11 protein-coding genes are annotated in these 15,652 nt (G+C 66.2%); 6 read left to right on the forward strand and 5 right to left on the reverse strand.

Translation table 11 applies throughout. From position 1 onward, the window contains the following. The first annotated feature begins 260 nt into the window (after window positions 1-260). The 4 genes from ACH5AF_RS16630 to ACH5AF_RS16645 all read left to right on the forward strand — a co-directional run bounded on the left by ACH5AF_RS16630 (window position 261) and on the right by ACH5AF_RS16645 (window position 7,768). Entirely contained in the window at window positions 261-1,532 is a 1,272-nt protein-coding gene (locus ACH5AF_RS16630; protein ID WP_398902384.1) for a hypothetical protein, read from the forward strand. An 8-nt stretch (window positions 1,533-1,540) separates the two neighbouring features. Then, window positions 1,541-5,113: a carboxylic acid reductase gene (gene car / locus ACH5AF_RS16635; RefSeq protein WP_398902385.1), complete on the forward strand. Its 3,573-nt coding sequence runs from the start codon at window positions 1,541-1,543 to the stop codon at window positions 5,111-5,113. Window positions 5,114-5,129: 16 nt separating this feature from the next. After that, window positions 5,130-6,533 (forward strand): MFS transporter, encoded by a 1,404-nt coding sequence (locus ACH5AF_RS16640; RefSeq protein ID WP_398902386.1) that lies wholly within the window; start codon window positions 5,130-5,132, stop codon window positions 6,531-6,533. 257 nt (window positions 6,534-6,790) lie between these two features. Further along, window positions 6,791-7,768, forward strand: coding sequence for a GlxA family transcriptional regulator (locus ACH5AF_RS16645; RefSeq protein WP_398902387.1), 978 nt, complete (start codon window positions 6,791-6,793; stop codon window positions 7,766-7,768). Between the two features lie 174 nt (window positions 7,769-7,942). Here the strand turns inward: ACH5AF_RS16645 and ACH5AF_RS16650 are convergent, their stop codons facing one another. From ACH5AF_RS16650 to ACH5AF_RS16665, 4 genes are all read right to left on the reverse strand, one after another. After that, window positions 7,943-8,497 carry a phosphotransferase gene (locus ACH5AF_RS16650; RefSeq protein ID WP_398902538.1) on the reverse strand — a complete coding sequence of 185 codons (555 nt, stop codon included), beginning with the start codon at window positions 8,495-8,497 and terminating at the stop codon, window positions 7,943-7,945. A gap of 347 nt (window positions 8,498-8,844) precedes the next feature. After that, the gene (locus tag ACH5AF_RS16655; RefSeq protein WP_398902388.1) at window positions 8,845-10,371 is read right to left on the reverse strand and encodes an amino acid permease; all 1,527 of its coding nucleotides are present in this window, start codon (window positions 10,369-10,371) and stop codon (window positions 8,845-8,847) included. Between the two features lie 73 nt (window positions 10,372-10,444). After that, the gene (locus ACH5AF_RS16660) at window positions 10,445-11,308 is read right to left on the reverse strand and encodes a hypothetical protein (RefSeq protein ID WP_398902389.1); all 864 of its coding nucleotides are present in this window, start codon (window positions 11,306-11,308) and stop codon (window positions 10,445-10,447) included. Between the two features lie 281 nt (window positions 11,309-11,589). Next, a complete protein-coding gene (locus ACH5AF_RS16665) occupies window positions 11,590-11,784 on the reverse strand; it encodes a hypothetical protein (RefSeq protein ID WP_398902390.1) in 195 nt (64 codons plus the stop codon). Window positions 11,785-12,322: 538 nt separating this feature from the next. On the opposite strand from ACH5AF_RS16665, the gene ACH5AF_RS16670 reads away from it, so the two are divergent. Next, the gene (locus ACH5AF_RS16670) at window positions 12,323-13,042 is read left to right on the forward strand and encodes an HAD family hydrolase (RefSeq protein WP_398902391.1); all 720 of its coding nucleotides are present in this window, start codon (window positions 12,323-12,325) and stop codon (window positions 13,040-13,042) included. A 201-nt stretch (window positions 13,043-13,243) separates the two neighbouring features. Further along, the gene (locus ACH5AF_RS16675) at window positions 13,244-14,122 is read left to right on the forward strand and encodes a GNAT family N-acetyltransferase (protein WP_398902392.1); all 879 of its coding nucleotides are present in this window, start codon (window positions 13,244-13,246) and stop codon (window positions 14,120-14,122) included. A gap of 194 nt (window positions 14,123-14,316) precedes the next feature. On the opposite strand, the gene ACH5AF_RS16680 is transcribed toward ACH5AF_RS16675, so the two are convergent. Beyond that, window positions 14,317-15,549 (reverse strand): XRE family transcriptional regulator, encoded by a 1,233-nt coding sequence (locus tag ACH5AF_RS16680; protein ID WP_398902393.1) that lies wholly within the window; start codon window positions 15,547-15,549, stop codon window positions 14,317-14,319. Window positions 15,550-15,652: the final 103 nt, after the last annotated feature.

Here is a 15,652-nt window from a genome sequence, read left to right on the forward strand (position 1 = left end):
TCCGAATACGAGGTGCTCGTGGCAACCGCCTGGACGCGAGCGGCCCCTGCGGTGCGTCGGTCGCTGCTGGCAGCAGACAGGAAAGCGCCTGCCTGGTCGGTGTCGGGCTCCCGACACCGACCGACGTCGACGCGGTCACCGCCCTGGCCGCCTTCCTGATCCTGATGCCGTCGCACCCATTGGCCGCCGGTTACGCGTTCTGCCGGATCCGAGCGCAGCAGGAAGCCCATACGACCGCGCGCTGAGGTGAGGACCGCATCATGTCTCAACCACGAGGACTGCCCATGTTCACCGAGTACAACCGCGCGTTCCTGGCCGCCCAACGCGCCGCGCCCGACCATGCGATGGCCGCGCGCGGCGCCGACCAGCTCCTGGACGATCTCGGGATCGCCTTCCGGTCGCTGCCGTACTACTTCCGTATCGACCCGGCGACCCACGCCACACTCGTCCGTGCGACGCGTACTCTGGTCGACGCGCAGGAGAAGCTCGTGCGGCATCTGTGCACGACACGGACGCCGGACGAACTACGGGCACTGTTCAACGTACCGCCCAAGATGGCAGCTCAGATGGACTGGCCCACCGTTGCCTCGCGTGGCTTGCGGATGCTGCGGGCCGACATCATCCCGACCGACTCCGGCTACTACTTCTGCGAGATCAACCACTTCTCCGGGGTCGGTGCGACCGAGGGCTACTACAGCGCCTACGCCTTGGCGGAGTTGCTGGGCCGGTCCGTAGTCGGGGTGTCGCCGATCCGGCAGCAGGCGCATCTTTACATGGCCGAATGCCGGCGCGGCGGTTTCACCCGCTTCGTCATACTCGACTCGACCAAGCATCGCGCCTACGGGTTCAGCCCGCACTGGTTGTTGCAGCGCTACCTCCGGCTGATGGCGCCGGACATCGAGATCCACTACCACGACGAACTGACCTACCCGTCCGAGTGGCTGGCCCCGGCCGAGGCCGGGAAGACACTCATCCACCGCCTGGTCACCGTCGAGGACACCTCTGACGAGGGAGAGTTCCTGGTGGCGCTGCGGGACAGCGGGGCCACCTTCTCCGATCTGTTCGAGGGCGAGCTGAAGATGCACCGTCGGTGGTTCTCGATGCTCTGCGACCCCGAGTACCAGAAGATCCTCAGCGAGGAGGAACGGCAGGTCGTCCAGCAGTACGTGCCGCACACCTTCGACCTGTCCTCGGCCACCCTGGAATCGGCGTTGGCGGACAAGGACCGGCTGGTCTTCAAACGCAGCTACACCTACGGCGGCAAGGAAGTGCTCATCGGCGACCGGTACTCGTCGGAGGAACTCCGCGCACTGCTGAGCGTCGACGTCTCGGGATGGAACTGCCAGCGAAGGCTGCACACGTCAAGCCTGGAGCTGCCCGGCCCGGACGGTGAACTCGTGCCGTATCACTACGTCTTGGGGATGTACCTCTACGGCGAGGGAGCCAGCGGTCTCCTTGTGCGAGGTACCGCGCATTCCCCGGTGGTCAACTTGTCGCAGGGCGGTGGGGTGTCGTGGGCGTTCGTCGAGTAACCGCACCGATGGCTCAACCGGAGTCGACGACCGACTCCGAGCAGCAGCAGAGGCAGCAGCGGTGGCTGGCGGAACGGATCGCGGCACTGCGGGTGGACGACCGGGAGTTCGCCGCGGCGATCCCGTCGGCGACGGTGGCGGACGGCACGCGGAGGGCCGCGGGAAGTCTGGCCGGCACCATCGCCGCCGCCATAACGGGATACAACGACCGGCCCGCTCTCGCACAGCGGGCACGGGAGGTCGTCACGGATCGCGCGACGGGCCGAGCCATCCTGGAACTCCTCCCGCACTTCGACACGATCACCTACGGCGAGCTGTGGGCGAGAGTCGGCGCGCTGGCGGGGACATGGACCACCGGTGTGTCCGGCGGATTCGTAGCAGGTGACTTCGTCGCCGTCCTGGGGTTCACCGGCATCGACTACGCGACCATCGACCTCACCTGCATGATGCTGGGCGCGGTGTCGGTCCCGCTGCCGAGAAGTGCCTCCGCCGCGCACCTCGCGCCGGTCGTGGACGAGACACGCCCGCGGATCCTGGCGGCCGATGTCGAGTCAGTGGGCATCGCGGTGGACGTGGTGCTCCGGAGCGACTCCATCGAACGGCTCGTGGTCTTCGACTACGACGGCCGAGTCGACGACCAGCGTGAGACGTTATCGGGAGTCGTCGACAAGCTGCGCGGACGTGCCACGGTGGTGACGCTCTCCGAGGAACTGGAGCGCGGCCAGGGGCAGTTGGCGACAGACACCCCGACGGCCCTCACGGACAGCGATCCCGATCGGCTGGCCGGCCTCATCTACACCTCCGGCAGTACGGGCACCCCGAAAGGCGCCATGTACACCGAAGGAATGCTCACTCAGATGTGGCAGCGTTCAAGCGGCGGCATGACCAACGCGGGAGCGAGCGGCGACGCGCCGCTGCCGACCATCGTCCTGCACTACATGCCGATGAGCCATGCGAACGGCCGGTCCTGGCTGGTCTCCGGGCTCGCCTCGGGCGGCATCGGCTTCTTCGTGGGACGCAGCGACCTGTCCACGCTGTTCGAGGACATTTCCCTCGCGAGGCCCACCGTACTGAGCCTGGTCCCCCGGATCTGCGACATGGTCTTCCAGCTCTATCAGATAGAGGTGGATCGATTCGCGGGACGAGAAGGGGAAGATGATGCGACCCGTGCCGCGGCGCGCGCGGAGATACGTGACCGGCTCCTCGGCGGTCGCATTCTCAGCGCACTGTGCGGGAGCGCCCCGCTCTCCCGGCAGATGCGCGAATTCACGGAATCGGTCCTCGGAATCCTGGTGACCGACTGCTACGGCTCGACGGAGACCGGTCGTCCGGTCGTCGTCAACCAGCAGGTCCGGCGACCACCCGTCATCGACTACAAGCTGGTCGACGTGCCCGAACTGGGGTACTTCCAGACCGACAGGCCCCACCCGCGAGGTGAACTGCGACTCAAGTCCGACGGAATGGTCCGCGGCTACTACAGACAACCCGAAGTCACCGACCGGGCATTCGACGACGAGGGGTACTACAGAACCGGCGACATCATGGCGGAAGTCGCACCGGATCGTCTGGTGTACGTCGACCGAATCAACAACGTCGTGAAACTCTCCCAGGGCGAATTCGTCGAGATCTCCCGCCTGGAAGCCCTGTATTCGAGCAGTCCGTACATCGAGCAGATCTACCTGTACGGCAGCAGTGAGCAGGCCTTCCTGCTCGCGGTGGTCGTCCCGGACTTCGCGAGAATCGGGTCATCCGACGCCGACGAGGTCCGAGCGGCCGTCAGCCAGTCCATACGGCGACTCGCGGCGGAAGCCGAACTGAAGCCGTACGAGATTCCGAACGACTTCCTCCTCGAACCCGACAGGTTCTCCGTGGAGAACGGCCTGCTCTCGGGCGTGGGCAAGCATCTGCGGCCCGAACTCAAGGCCCGTTACGGCGAGCGACTGGAGAACAAGTACAAGGAGATCGCGGACCGCCGGACCGGACTGTTCGCCCAGGTCCGCGCCACCGGCGGCAGCAGGCCCACACTCGACACCGTCACCGACACCGCACAGGTCGCACTCGGACTGCGGTCACCGGAATGTCAGCCGGACCAGAGCTTCACGGACCTGGGTGGGGACTCGCTCTCCGCACACACCTTCTCGACCATGCTCGGGCAGGTCTTCGGCATCGACATACCCATTCAGGCCATCATCGGGCCGCAAGCCACCCTGACCGGCATCGCCGCATACGTCGACACCGTGCGCGGCTCGGAGATGAGGCGCCCGAGCTTCACCTCGGTGCACGGCAGCGCGAGTTCACAGGTGAGCGCCGCCGACCTGACACTCGACGCATTCATCGACGCCGGGACACTGGACCGGGCCACGACACTGCCGAGTGCCGCCGACGCGACCCGAACCGTGCTGCTCACCGGCGCGAACGGCTTCCTGGGCCGCTTCCTGTGCCTGGAGTGGCTCGAGCGGTTCGCCTCTACGGGCGGGAAGCTGATCTGCCTCGCGCGCGGACGCGACGACGCAGCGGCCCGGCAGCGCATCGACGACGCCTTCACCAGCGGGTCGGCGGAACTCGACGAGCGCTACCGCACACTGGCCGAGCGCCACTTGGAGGTGCTCGCGGGAGATGTCTCCGTCCCACGACTCGGCCTGCGGGACGCCGACTGGGACCGCCTCGCAGGGACCGTCGACCAGATCGTGCACTCTGCCGCACTGGTCAACCACGTGCTGCCGTATGCCCAGTTGTTCGAGCCCAACGTCGTGGGCACAGCCGAACTGATCCGGTTGGCGCTCACCACGCGCCGCAAGCGGTTCAGCTACATCTCGACGGTGGGTGTGGCGATGCTGCCGGACGGCGGGTTCATCGGTGAAGACGTCGACATCCGCGCGGCGAGCCCGGTGCGTCCTCTCAACGACACCTACGCGAACGGGTACGCGACCAGCAAGTGGGCGGGCGAGGTGTTGCTGCGCGAGGCACACGATCACTGTGGTCTGCCCGTCGGGGTGTTCCGCTCGGACATGATCCTCGCCCACAGCCGTTTCGCCGGCCAGTTGAACGTCCCCGACCGCTTCACCCGACTGCTGTTGAGCGTCGTCGCCACCGGCGTGGCGCCGCGTTCCTTCTACACGACGGATGCGGAAGGCGAACGCCGACGCGCCCACTACAGCGGTCTGCCGGTCGACTTCACGGCAGCCGCCGTCACTTCCCTCGGCGAGCAGGTCAGGGAAGGCTTTTCGACCTACAACGCCGTCAACAACCATGACGACGGCATCTCGCTGGACGAGTTCGTCGACTGGCTCATCGAACTCGGCTGCCGGATCAACCGCATCGACGACTACCAGGACTGGCGCACCCGATTCGAGATCGCGCTGAAGGCACTGCCCGAGCGGCAGCGGAAGCACTCGCTCCTGCCGCTGATCCACGCGTACGACACACCGGCACGGCCCCTGTCGGGAGCACTCGTTCCCGCTGAACGGTTCCACGCCACAGTCCGGGAATGCGGAGTGGGCGGCGACGAGGGTGTTCCGCGACTGTCCAAGCAGTTGATCGAGAAATACGTGGCCGATCTGAAACTACTGGCGCTGCTGTAGGAGTTGGGACGAGACGATGTCCGAAGAAAACCCTACCGTCGTCGTCGACGGCCTCGGAGAAGGGCGTGACGACACGGTTCGACCCCGTCGCGTACTGACGGCCGCGTGCCTCGGCTACGGAATGGTGGTCCTGGACACCACCGTCGTCAACGTGGCCATCCCCACGATGCAGACGAGCCTGCACGCGGACCTGGCCATGATGCAGGTGGTCGTGGACTCCTACGTGATCGTCCTGGCGAGCCTGGTTCTCGCCGGCGCCACGGCGGTCGCGCGCTTCGGCGCAGTCCCCATGTACCGGGTCGGCGTCGGCGTCTTCGGGGTGGCGTCACTGCTGTGCGGTGTCGCACCCAACGGCCCGGCTCTGGTCGCCCTGCGCATCCTCCAGGGCATCGGTGCGATCTTGCTGATGCCCGCCACCCTGGTGATGCTGACGAGGGCGTACCCGAATCCGGAGGCACGCGCCAAGGCCATGGCCGTCTGGGCCACGGTCGCCGCAAGCCCGGTGGCGTTCGGACCGACCGTGGGCGGATCCCTGGTCGCATCGATCGGATGGCGAAGCATCTTCCTCATCAACGTACCCGTCGTCATCGGCGCGTTGTGGATGGCATCGCGCTTCATGCCGCCGGCCGACCAAGTGCGAACGGAACCCCAGGACTTCGTCGGTCAGGCACTCGCCGCCGTCTTCCTCGGGGGAGCCACACTGGCGCTGGTGAAGGGCCACGAGATCGGCTGGGGCGGACCGGTATGGGCAGCGATCGCGGTGGTCTGCGTGGCGTTGGCCGCATTCGTCGTCAGACAGCGGACCTACACGCATCCCATGCTCCCGGCCGACCTCCTGCGCAGCCGTGGCTTCAGCGGGTTCGTCGGTGTCGGCCTGCTGCTGTTCGCCGGGTACTACGGGCTGGTCTTCGTGATCAGTCTCTATCTGCAACAGGTGCGTGGCTACGGCCCCGTAGCCACCGGGATCAGCTTCCTGCCGGCCGCGCTACCCATCACGTTCACGCCATTGCTGGCCAGCCGGATCAGTGCACAATTGGGCGCCTTGCGGATGTTGCTGATCGCGCTGTCCCTCACGGTCTTGGGCGCGGTGCTTCTGATGGCGTTCGGCAGCTCCGGACCGGTGGGGATGAGCGTCGGCCTCTTCGCGGTCGGACTGGGCTTCGGTCTGGCCACCGTTCCGCAGATCACCCTGGTCATGGCCACGGCGCCGAGTCATCGCACCGCGATCGCGAGTGGCATGCTGACCGCGGGGCGACAATCAGGTGCCTCTCTCGGAGTAGCGCTGCTGGGCGGCTTGCAGTCCGGCGACACCATCTTGATCCCGGCATGCGCGGCACTCGTGGTCTATCTCCTGATGCTCCTGGTGGGCGCCGCCGCGGGCAGGCGTGCCCGCATCGGCACACCTCGGCTGAGATCATGATCACTCCAGCGGGACACGTGCCGAAGGCGCGGGAAGACATCGGCAGCCCGGAGAACAGCACTCCGGTCGCCGCCGCGATCGCCGACGCTCGCCGGGCTCCCGCACGTGACCAGAACGGTGCCGCGGGTACGATGAGGCGCCGGTGTCCGCCGACCGGCCTCGCCCCGAAGCCCACCGTTTTCGGTCACACGGAGGGCGGTCCCGTCACACGGTAAGCATCCCGCAACAGACGAGGTACCCCCCGAGAGGACAGGCCCGTGAACCCCCTGGCCGACGCAAGTGGTGACACGCAGCGACACTCCGTCTTGATCTTTCTCATTGAAGGCGTTCAGGGCCTTGGATTCTCCGGTCCCGCAGATGTCTTCTCCTGCGTGAATGCGGCAGTTTCGGAAGGCTTCCGATACGACGTGCGGACGGCCTCACGCGACGGCGCACCAGTGCGCACAGCGAGTGGTCTGACAGTGATCCCGGACTGTGACCTCGCGGACGTCATCGGCACCGACACGCTGATCATGCCGGACGTGGACGGGATCCCGACGTCCGAACCGGAGGTGCTCCGCGCGTTGGAAGACGTGGCGGACCGGGCCCAGCGAATAGCAGCCGTGGGCACAGGTGCCTTCCTGATCGCGGAAATGGGTCTCCTCAGCGGCCGCAAGGCGGCTACACACTGGGAGTTCTCTGACGAACTCGCCCGCCGCTTCCCGGACGTCACCGTGGACTGCCGGGACACGGTGATGAAGGACGGTCATGTCACGACTGCGGGAGGAGGCGCTTCCGGCCTCGACATGGCGCTGTCCCTGGTGGAGGAGGATCTTGGGCGTGGTGTCGCCCAGCGGACCGCCCGATTGCTCCTCACCCATCTGAGAACGCCGGGCGGTCAGGCGCAGTTCATCGAGCCGCGGGCTCGCGAGGCACAGAGCCCCGCTTTACGCCGGGTACAGCAGCAGGTCCTCACCAATCCCGGCGCAGACTGGTCCCTGCGTTCGCTGTCCCATCACGCCAGCCTGTCCGAGCGCCATGTCAGCCGCCTCTTTCGCACCGAGGTCGGCATGACTGCACGGGAGTACGTGGAGCGTGCTCGGGTGGCCGTCGCATCCCACATGCTGATCGAAGGTACGGAGAGCCCTCGGGTGATCGCGTGCGAGACCGGATTCGGCACCGAGACCACCATGCGCAAGTCATTCCTTCACGTCCTTCAAGTCTCGCCCGTCGACTACCGAAGCCGGTTCTCCTGATCGCCGATGATCTGAGCCGAAATCCAGCGCGGTTGATCAACATTTCCGCCCGGACCAAGTGTGGGCACGCGTCTACACCGATTCCCCTGTGACGACGGAGTGCGGCGATATCGAGGCAGCCTTGCCTCAGCTCGGGCATCGGTCCGACAAGAACGGTTCCGACAACTGACTTGCCTAGTGAAGGTCCCTGTAGTCCCCGTGCGCCACGACCTTCGGCAAGACGGCAGGGGCTTGCTTGGCGAGGGAGTGCAGCATCGCGATCTCGTCGGCGGTCACGTATCGCGCGGCGCCGTCCAGCAGGTTCGTGAGCTTTTCGTCCCAGTCCGCTTCCGCTGCTGCCGTCGGAGGCTGACCGGGGTCCGCGGTGTGCTGTCGGGCGAGCAGGAGACCGGCCTGCCGGTACGCCTCGCGCTCCTGCTCGGCCGGCAGGCGGAGCTTGTCGAGACTGCTTCCAGGAATGGCGGTGACCACAACGACCCGCCCCTTCGAGTTGGAGGCAGCCAGGAAGGGTGCACGATCCGTTCCGAGGGCCCGCGTCCACTGCTGGTATGCGTTCACCTCGCGCTGATGTAGACGATCGCCCACATGCTGTTTGGCGAACCACCGCTTGCTGTCGGGGCCTTCGATCTCCCACACCGGGGGGCGCAAGTCGTCGGGCCGGGAGTGCACGGCGACGACGGTGTAGGCGTCGGTCACCGTGGCCAGCAGGTCACGGAGAGCAGCGGGCATCTTGTTCACAGCGGTGCGCCTTTCTGTACGCGATAGCGACCCCTGGACTCTGCGTGTCATCCTCGGTACGCAGAGTTGTGGATGTGGGTGTGCAGGATGCCAGGGGCCACTGACAATGCAGTCGTCATGGAGCCTTATGCGCTGGTCAGGGCAATCGGTAGGGCGAACCTCTCCAGCGCCGGTACGGCTTGCCGCGCCATCAGAACGATCACCGAGGTTCGGTCGGCCCGCCAGGCCGGTCAGAGTGAGCATCGGATCAGCAGGGACAGGCGGCGGGCCGTCGAACGGTTGGCGGTGGCGTTGGCTGCTTCACCGTGCCGCTCGTACGCCCCCTGGGCTTGGGTGTGTCATCGGGACGCCTTCTGCGGTACGGGGCTGAGCGGAGCGGCGTTCCGTGGGTGGTTCGGGTTCAGGAACCACTTGCGTGCGGAGACGAGCCACCACGTTCCGGCGAAGGCGAGCACCACGCCAACGGCGAGGGGCGCGTAGTTGAACGTCTCGATGGTCACCGGGCTGGCTTGGGGCAGCATGAACAGGACGGTGATGACCGCGACCCAGATCACCGCGAGTACGCCGACGGGCTTGGACCAGCGGCCCAGGTGCCAGGGACCCCGCCTGAAGTCCTCCCCTTGGCGCAGGCGCAGGAGTGTGGGGACGACGTAGGCGATGTAGAGGCCGATCGTTGCGATGGAGGTGACAGCGGCGTACGCGGTGGTGTTGAACAGGTAGGGCAGGCCGAGGAGGAACGCGCCCCCGGCAGCGAGCCAGACGGCGTTGGTCGGGGTGCGGGTTCCCGGGTGCAGCTTGTGCCACACGGTGGAGAGCGGGAGCGCGCCGTCGCGGGAGAAGGCGTAGATCATGCGGGAGTTCGCGGTCACGGATGCCATGCCGCAGAACAGCTGGGCGCCGATGACGATGAGGAGCATCATCTTGCCGGTGCTCTCGCCGAGGGCACCCATGAAGATCTGCGCTGGCGGCACCCCGGTTTCTGAATCAAGGGAGCCTGCGTAGGACTGGACGGCGAAGGTCAGCCCGAAAAGGAGGGCGAAGCCAGCCGCCCAGGACACGAGGATGGACCGGACGATTCCCTTCGGCCCCTCCATGGACGCGTTCTTCGTCTCCTCGGTCATGTGGGCGGACGCGTCGTAGCCGGTGAAGGTGTACTGCGCCATCAGCAGACCGATGAGGGCCACGTAGACGGCGGAGCCCCAGCCGGTGTTGTTGACGAACTCGGTGAACACGAACCCAGGGGACTGGTGCGCGTCGGGGATGGCCAGGAGCGCGCCGACGATCACTACGACGCCGATCAGATGCCACCACACGGAAACGGTGTTGAAGAAGCCCACGATTCGCACCCGGAAGGTGTTCACGGCGGCGTGCAGCAGGAGGATGAGGCCGAACAGCGTGATGGTGTGGCCGGGGGTGGCGGCGTACCCGAACTGAAGGTTCAGGTAGGCGTTGAGGAACGATGCGGCGCCGAAGTCGATGCCCGCGGTGACGGCGACCTGGCCGAGGGTGTTGAACCAGCCGGTGAACCAGGCCCAGGCCGGAGCGGACTTGCGCGGGGCGAGTTTGTGGGCCCAGAAATAGAGGCCGGCGGAGGTCGGGTAGGAGGAACAGACCTCGGCCATGGCCAGGCCCACGAAGAGGGTCATCAGCCCGACGAGCACCCACCCCCACATGATCACGGCGGGCCCGCCGGTGTTCATGCCGAACCCGTACATGGTCAGGCAGCCGGACAGAATGCTGATGATCGTGAACGAGACGGCGAAGTTCTGGCGCCCCGACATGGAGCGGTCCAGAGTCTGGGTGATGCCGAGCTCTGCGAGGCGTTCCTCTTCCGACGGTGTGACGCTCGGAATGTCCAGGGGCATGGCAAGACCTACTTCCGTTGGTCGTAACTGGTAGATGCGCAGGGTGCGTTGAGGTCACTACCTGCGAAAGGCGTTACGGTGCGGACGCCTTAACCGCCCAGGTGCGATGGCGGGCGAACAGCGTCGGAGCGTCCCCGCAGTAGCTCCAGGGAACGTCGGTGGCGTACGGGCCGATAGCGTCAAATACCTCCGCGGCTTCCCTGTGCTGATTCGCGAAGGACAGGGCATGGGCGAGGTAGTTGGCGTCCTCATGGAATGCGGCGTGAGGGCTGCCGGGGGCCCGGTACGTCCACCAGTTCTCCCATGTCTGCCGCGTCGACGGGTTGTCCGTCCACGGATGAACCGTCAGCCCGTACCGGTGACCCTCCCTCTCCATCCGTACACGGTGGGACTCGGCGAGAGCGACCAAAGGGAGAGTGTGGAGCGGCAGCCCCCGGGGGATGTGCGCGCATCGCTCCTGTGCCCAGTGGAACACTTCGCCCCCCACGCCATGCCAGGAGGGGAACATGTAGGTAAGGAGCTCGTGGTGCGCCTCTCTGTTCCACGGGTCGCGCTCCTGCACCTGCTTCCACACCGTCTGCACCGTCGCCCGCCATTGGCGGTCACCGCTCGGGGAGTGGTAGCGGAGGAGAGCGAGCATGACGACGTACGGTGTCGGATCAGCCGGCAGGGCCTCGCAGGCGGCGTCGCACATTTCCCACGCACGCCCCATCGCCGCGTTGTTGCCCCCACCCCGCGGGCCGGCCATCGACCGCAAGGCTTGGACGGTGGCAAGGAGGGCCAAGGCGTGCGGGGACCGCGGTTCGGCCTGCGCCCACGTATCGCCGAACGTCAGCCGTACTCCGGCGCGGGCGAGGACCTGGAGGCGGAAGATGCGCCGGTCCCAGTCTGTACCGGTCGCGGCCAGCAGCTCCCGGGCGCCTTCCCATCGGCCCATCGCAGCGTCTTGCAAAACCGTCCGTAGCGGGAAGTCATCACGAGCCGGATGCCGGTCGAACGCCGGTACGCGTCTCATGGCTATCCCACCACCGTCGCTTCAGACGGCTGGGATATTTGCTCGCCGCGCTCCATGGCGGCGTCCATTAGCACCTTGTAGCCTCCGGAATGCGTTCCGCCGCAGCGGAAACCCGACGTAGGGAACGAGCGACTGTGTAGAGCGACTGAGCGGTCAAGTCAGAAGAAAACGACGACTTGCCGCACTGTCGGTTGTACTCTCCGTTAGAACTTGATTCCGCCGATCATTTCGATCACGCGCGAAGTGGCTCCAGAGATCGTGGGCGCGACCGAGGAGCTGGCCAGGTAAAAGCCCAGAAGGATACAGACGACGGCGTGCCCGGCGTTGAGTCCGCCCTTCTTGATGAGCAGGAAGGCGATGATGGCCAGCAGCGCGACGGCGGAGATGCTAACGGCCACAGCACACCCCTGCGGAGGAGATCGTGCCGCAACGCGAGAGAGGCCGCCACGCCGTCTCCCACGAGCGGCCCGGCCGAGATTGTGTGAGCCGTACGTGTAAGACCGAGGACACCTTGGACTCCGGTAGACGAGTTCAGGGACAACTGCGCATCCGCAGCGCCAGGGACAGGCGTGCGCCCGAATGATCCGTTCCCGAACGATTCGTCGACGCCACGCATTGCGGGAGTTCCAGAGTGACGGGAAAACGCCCAGTGCACACATTCCCCAGGTGATATCACTGGAGTGATTACGAGTTCACAAGGGGCAGTTGAGCCAACAGGGCCGTGCTCATCGGGGAGGAAGAGGTGCTTGCGCAGTCGCCGCGACGCTGTGAACAGTGCGGCTGCCAACTGAGCCAATACAACTCGGGAACAAGGTGCTCGGCCTGCCTTCGCTCGCGCGGCCTGAGTCAAGCAATCCCTGCCGTATCCGGGCAGGTGTGGCGCCGCCCCGCCCTAGTGGACCGTGCCGCCGCTGCGACGGGAGCAAGGAATTGAACGTGACCCGCGCCCAGCCGACCCTCGTCCTGTGGGACATCGACCGCACGCTGCTCTACGTCGGCGACATCGACCGCCAGGTGTACCGCGAGACGTTTGCCGAAGTCGTAGGCCGCCCCGCCGAGCGTCTGCCGGCGCGCGGCACCGGCGTGACCATGCCCCTCGCCATCCGCTCCCTGCTCCTGGACAACGGCGTACCGGAGGCGACGGTCCCAGAGCTGCTGCCGCGCATGGTGCAGATGTTGCCCAAACGGCTCGCAGCCCACACCGAAGACCTCCGGCTCCATGGCGTCCTCATGCCGGGAGCCGTTGCCGCGCTGAAAGCAGTACACGACTACGAGAACTGGGTGGCTACGGTCGTTACCGGAAATCTCAAGCCAAACGCCGTTCTGAAGCTCGCAGCCTTCAAGCTCGACACCTACCTCGATACTGAGATCGGGGGGTACGCGTCAGACGATGACCACCGCCCCACCCTCGCCGGCATCGCGCAGAAGCGCGCTCAAGTCAAGCACGGCACGGTCTTCACCCGCGCCAACACGGTGATCATCGGGGATTCCCTTGAGGACGTGCGCACCGGCCTGGAGGGCAGCGCTTCGGTCGTTGGTGTGTCCTCAGGCAAGACCTCCGCTCGGGACCTCGAGAAAGCGGGAGCCGATGTCGTTCTCGAGAATCTGGAAGACGTACAGCAGCTGATAGACGCGATCACGTCAGTTACGTCCTGAACGATTTCCCATCGCTGGCTCGGCCGGCGTGGAACGAGGTGCTGGCGGGAAAGCCCCCGATGGTCGTCATCTTCGCTGTGTCGCCCGCCGCCGACAGCCTCCGGAGTTCCTGGGAGGGCCTCCGGCGCGGGCTGCTCGGCCCTGTCACCTGACTAGCGGAATCCCGCGAGCGCACGTCGACAGCGCGAGTGATCGTGAGGTATGCGTCCGGGGCAGTGGCACCTCACCGAAGATCTCGACGGCTTTCTCGACCAAGCTGGAGACTTCCTGCAGTCACGCCCCGTGCTGCACACCATTCCGCTGACGGTGACCGAGTCCCTGCGTAAGCGTGGGGTGGCCGCGTATGGTGCCGAGGCCCCCATCCTCGGCTGGCTGGAGCGGGGAGGCGAGGTCCGCGCGGCCCTCTTCCGTACCCCACCCCGCCGCCTAGTCCTCACCCCTCTCACCACCGAGGAGGCCGACGCCCTCGCCGCTCATCTGGCTGGCCTCGATTACCTTCTCCCCGGAGTCAACGCGGACCACGACACCGCCACAGCCTTCGCTGAGGCTTGGCAGCGACACGTGGATGCGACCCCGCTGCTCCACGAGCGGCAGCGCCTGTACAGGCTCGGCGCTCTTACGTCACCGGAGCCGCTCCCGGACGGCCAGGGGCGAGTCGCGGGCGAACCTGACCGTGAGCAACTCATGTGCTGGTACCACGAGTTCGTCGACTCCATTGGCGGAGTCGCTTCCTCGGACGCGAGTTCCTGGGCCGACACGCGCATCGCCCACGGGCGAATCAGGCTCTGGCAGACCCCGGACGGCACCCCTGTCTCCATGGCGGGGGCGACCCCGATGGTCGCTGGCCAGATCAGGGTGGCCCCGGTCTACACCCCGGCCCACCTACGACGCCGTGGTTATGCGGGAGCCGCCACAGTTGATGTGAGCCGGGCCGCGCTGGCCGCGGGCGCGGCGGAGGTCCTGCTGTTCGCGGACCTGGCTAACCCCACCAGCAACGGCCTTTACCAGCGGATCGGGTACCGCCCGGTGACTGACTTTGCGCTGTACGACTTCTCGTATGGCGGTCCAGAAGCGGGGTGAGGAACTCTCGGAGGTTCCACAACGGGCTGCGCACCGAGCGCCTTTGTCATCCGAGGCGGCTTCGCCGGCGGCACCCGTTGGGCGTCTTCGACGAACCTGTGGCGCTGCGCCCCAGAGCATGAGTGGCGAGAGAGCAGTCTCTGCTTCTCCCCAGGGGAACCCTGCGCGAAGAATGGTGTCGGACTCAGTCGATATCAGCGGGAACCCAGGGAACGCATATGTTGAACGAAATCGCGCGCTTGAGGATCGTCGTCGTATCGCTGGGTGAGAACTGCGCCCAGGTCGCTGGCGACCATGGTCAGTGAAGGAAGGGACTGCCGGTCACTCCGCAATGCCTGCTCTCCATAGGCGAGGGCAGTTCCGAGATCACCTTCCCGGGCAGCGACGACGCCCAGGGTAATCCGGGCTTCGGCGTTGCGCATTGGCGAACGCTCGGTCCCGTCAAAGTCCACCCCGGCTCGCAGGACTTCACGCGCCAAGGTCTCGGAGATCTGGTTGTCACCCACCTTGCGATAGCAGTCCATGGAATAGAAATCCCACTTTCCCGGATCAACTACGAAATGGTTCTGTACGTTCTCCGGGTAGGGCATGGATTCCAGGAGACTGCGGCCAGCGTCGAGCGCGACCTCAGTCTGGCGCCTGTCGCCGAGCCTGGCCCACGCCTTGGCTTTCTGCGCCAGCAACTGGACGGCGACGGACTCAGCGGGCGCGACAGCGAGACCGGAGTCGGCCGCGGATATTACGCCGCGCATGTCTCCGGTAGTGAGAGCAAACCACGCTCGCATCTCATGCGCCCAACCTTGAATGCCGGCGTTTCCGACCTCGCGCCCGATAGCCAGGGCTGCTTGCCGAGTGGCCTCCGCATGGGTGCGGGTCACACCCCCGCTGTCGTACTCCACGCAGCCCACGAGCAGGGTAAGCATTCCCGCGAGGGACAGGACATCACGGTGTTGTCCGAGCGTGAGCCGTTGGTGCTGCATGCTGACGACTCGGTTGAGCCATGCTCTGCCTTCAACCAACAGCTGGTCGCCAGGCATGTAGGCGTACTCCGTGCAAAGCCTGTCGACCGTGATGCGGAGCGCGTCCAGGGTGGCCTCATCGACATCTGAAGCCCGCAACCGGGCCACGATTTCGACGGTGTCCATGCCTGAAACGTCAAGCACCTCGGCGTTTCCATCCCGGCGATGGTCTATGGGAAAGAACGCGTGGGTGGTTGTGCCGAAGACAGCCGCGATCAGCCCTTTGTGATCTCGGGGCTCGACCGCGCCGGACTCCCAGCGGCGCCACGATCGTGCAAGCGTCCGTTCGTCTGGCAGCTCGTGGGTCGAATGGGCGCGCATGGCCCGGGCAGCGTCGAGAGGACTCCAGCCGCGAGCGGCACGCTCAGACTCCATGCGCCCTGCCCAGCGGGGGCGATCGTCGATCATGTCGTGCCCTCCACGAAGCCGTCAGATGTCCCTTCCTGGCGAGTCTCGCACGCATGTGTCGCATGCCGCGTGCAGACCGTGAGGACAGAGCGAGGGCACTAGA

Origin of the sequence: Streptomyces sp. NPDC018833 (genome assembly GCF_044390825.1) — a bacterium.
Taxonomy (GTDB): domain Bacteria; phylum Actinomycetota; class Actinomycetes; order Streptomycetales; family Streptomycetaceae; genus Streptomyces.

Bases quoted from the DNA above. Each gene is read 5' to 3' on its own strand.
- ACH5AF_RS16630 (WP_398902384.1), top strand. From the start codon at position 261: ATGTCTCAACCACGAGGACTGCCCATGTTCACCGAGTACAACCGCGCG.
- car (WP_398902385.1), top strand. From the start codon at position 1,541: ATGGCTCAACCGGAGTCGACGACCGACTCCGAGCAGCAGCAGAGGCAG.
- ACH5AF_RS16640 (WP_398902386.1), top strand. From the start codon at position 5,130: ATGTCCGAAGAAAACCCTACCGTCGTCGTCGACGGCCTCGGAGAAGGG.
- ACH5AF_RS16650 (WP_398902538.1), bottom strand. From the start codon at position 8,497: ATGCCCGCTGCTCTCCGTGACCTGCTGGCCACGGTGACCGACGCCTAC.
- ACH5AF_RS16655 (WP_398902388.1), bottom strand. From the start codon at position 10,371: ATGCCCCTGGACATTCCGAGCGTCACACCGTCGGAAGAGGAACGCCTC.
- ACH5AF_RS16660 (WP_398902389.1), bottom strand. From the start codon at position 11,308: ATGGGCCGATGGGAAGGCGCCCGGGAGCTGCTGGCCGCGACCGGTACA.
- ACH5AF_RS16675 (WP_398902392.1), top strand. From the start codon at position 13,244: ATGCGTCCGGGGCAGTGGCACCTCACCGAAGATCTCGACGGCTTTCTC.
- ACH5AF_RS16680 (WP_398902393.1), bottom strand. From the start codon at position 15,549: ATGATCGACGATCGCCCCCGCTGGGCAGGGCGCATGGAGTCTGAGCGT.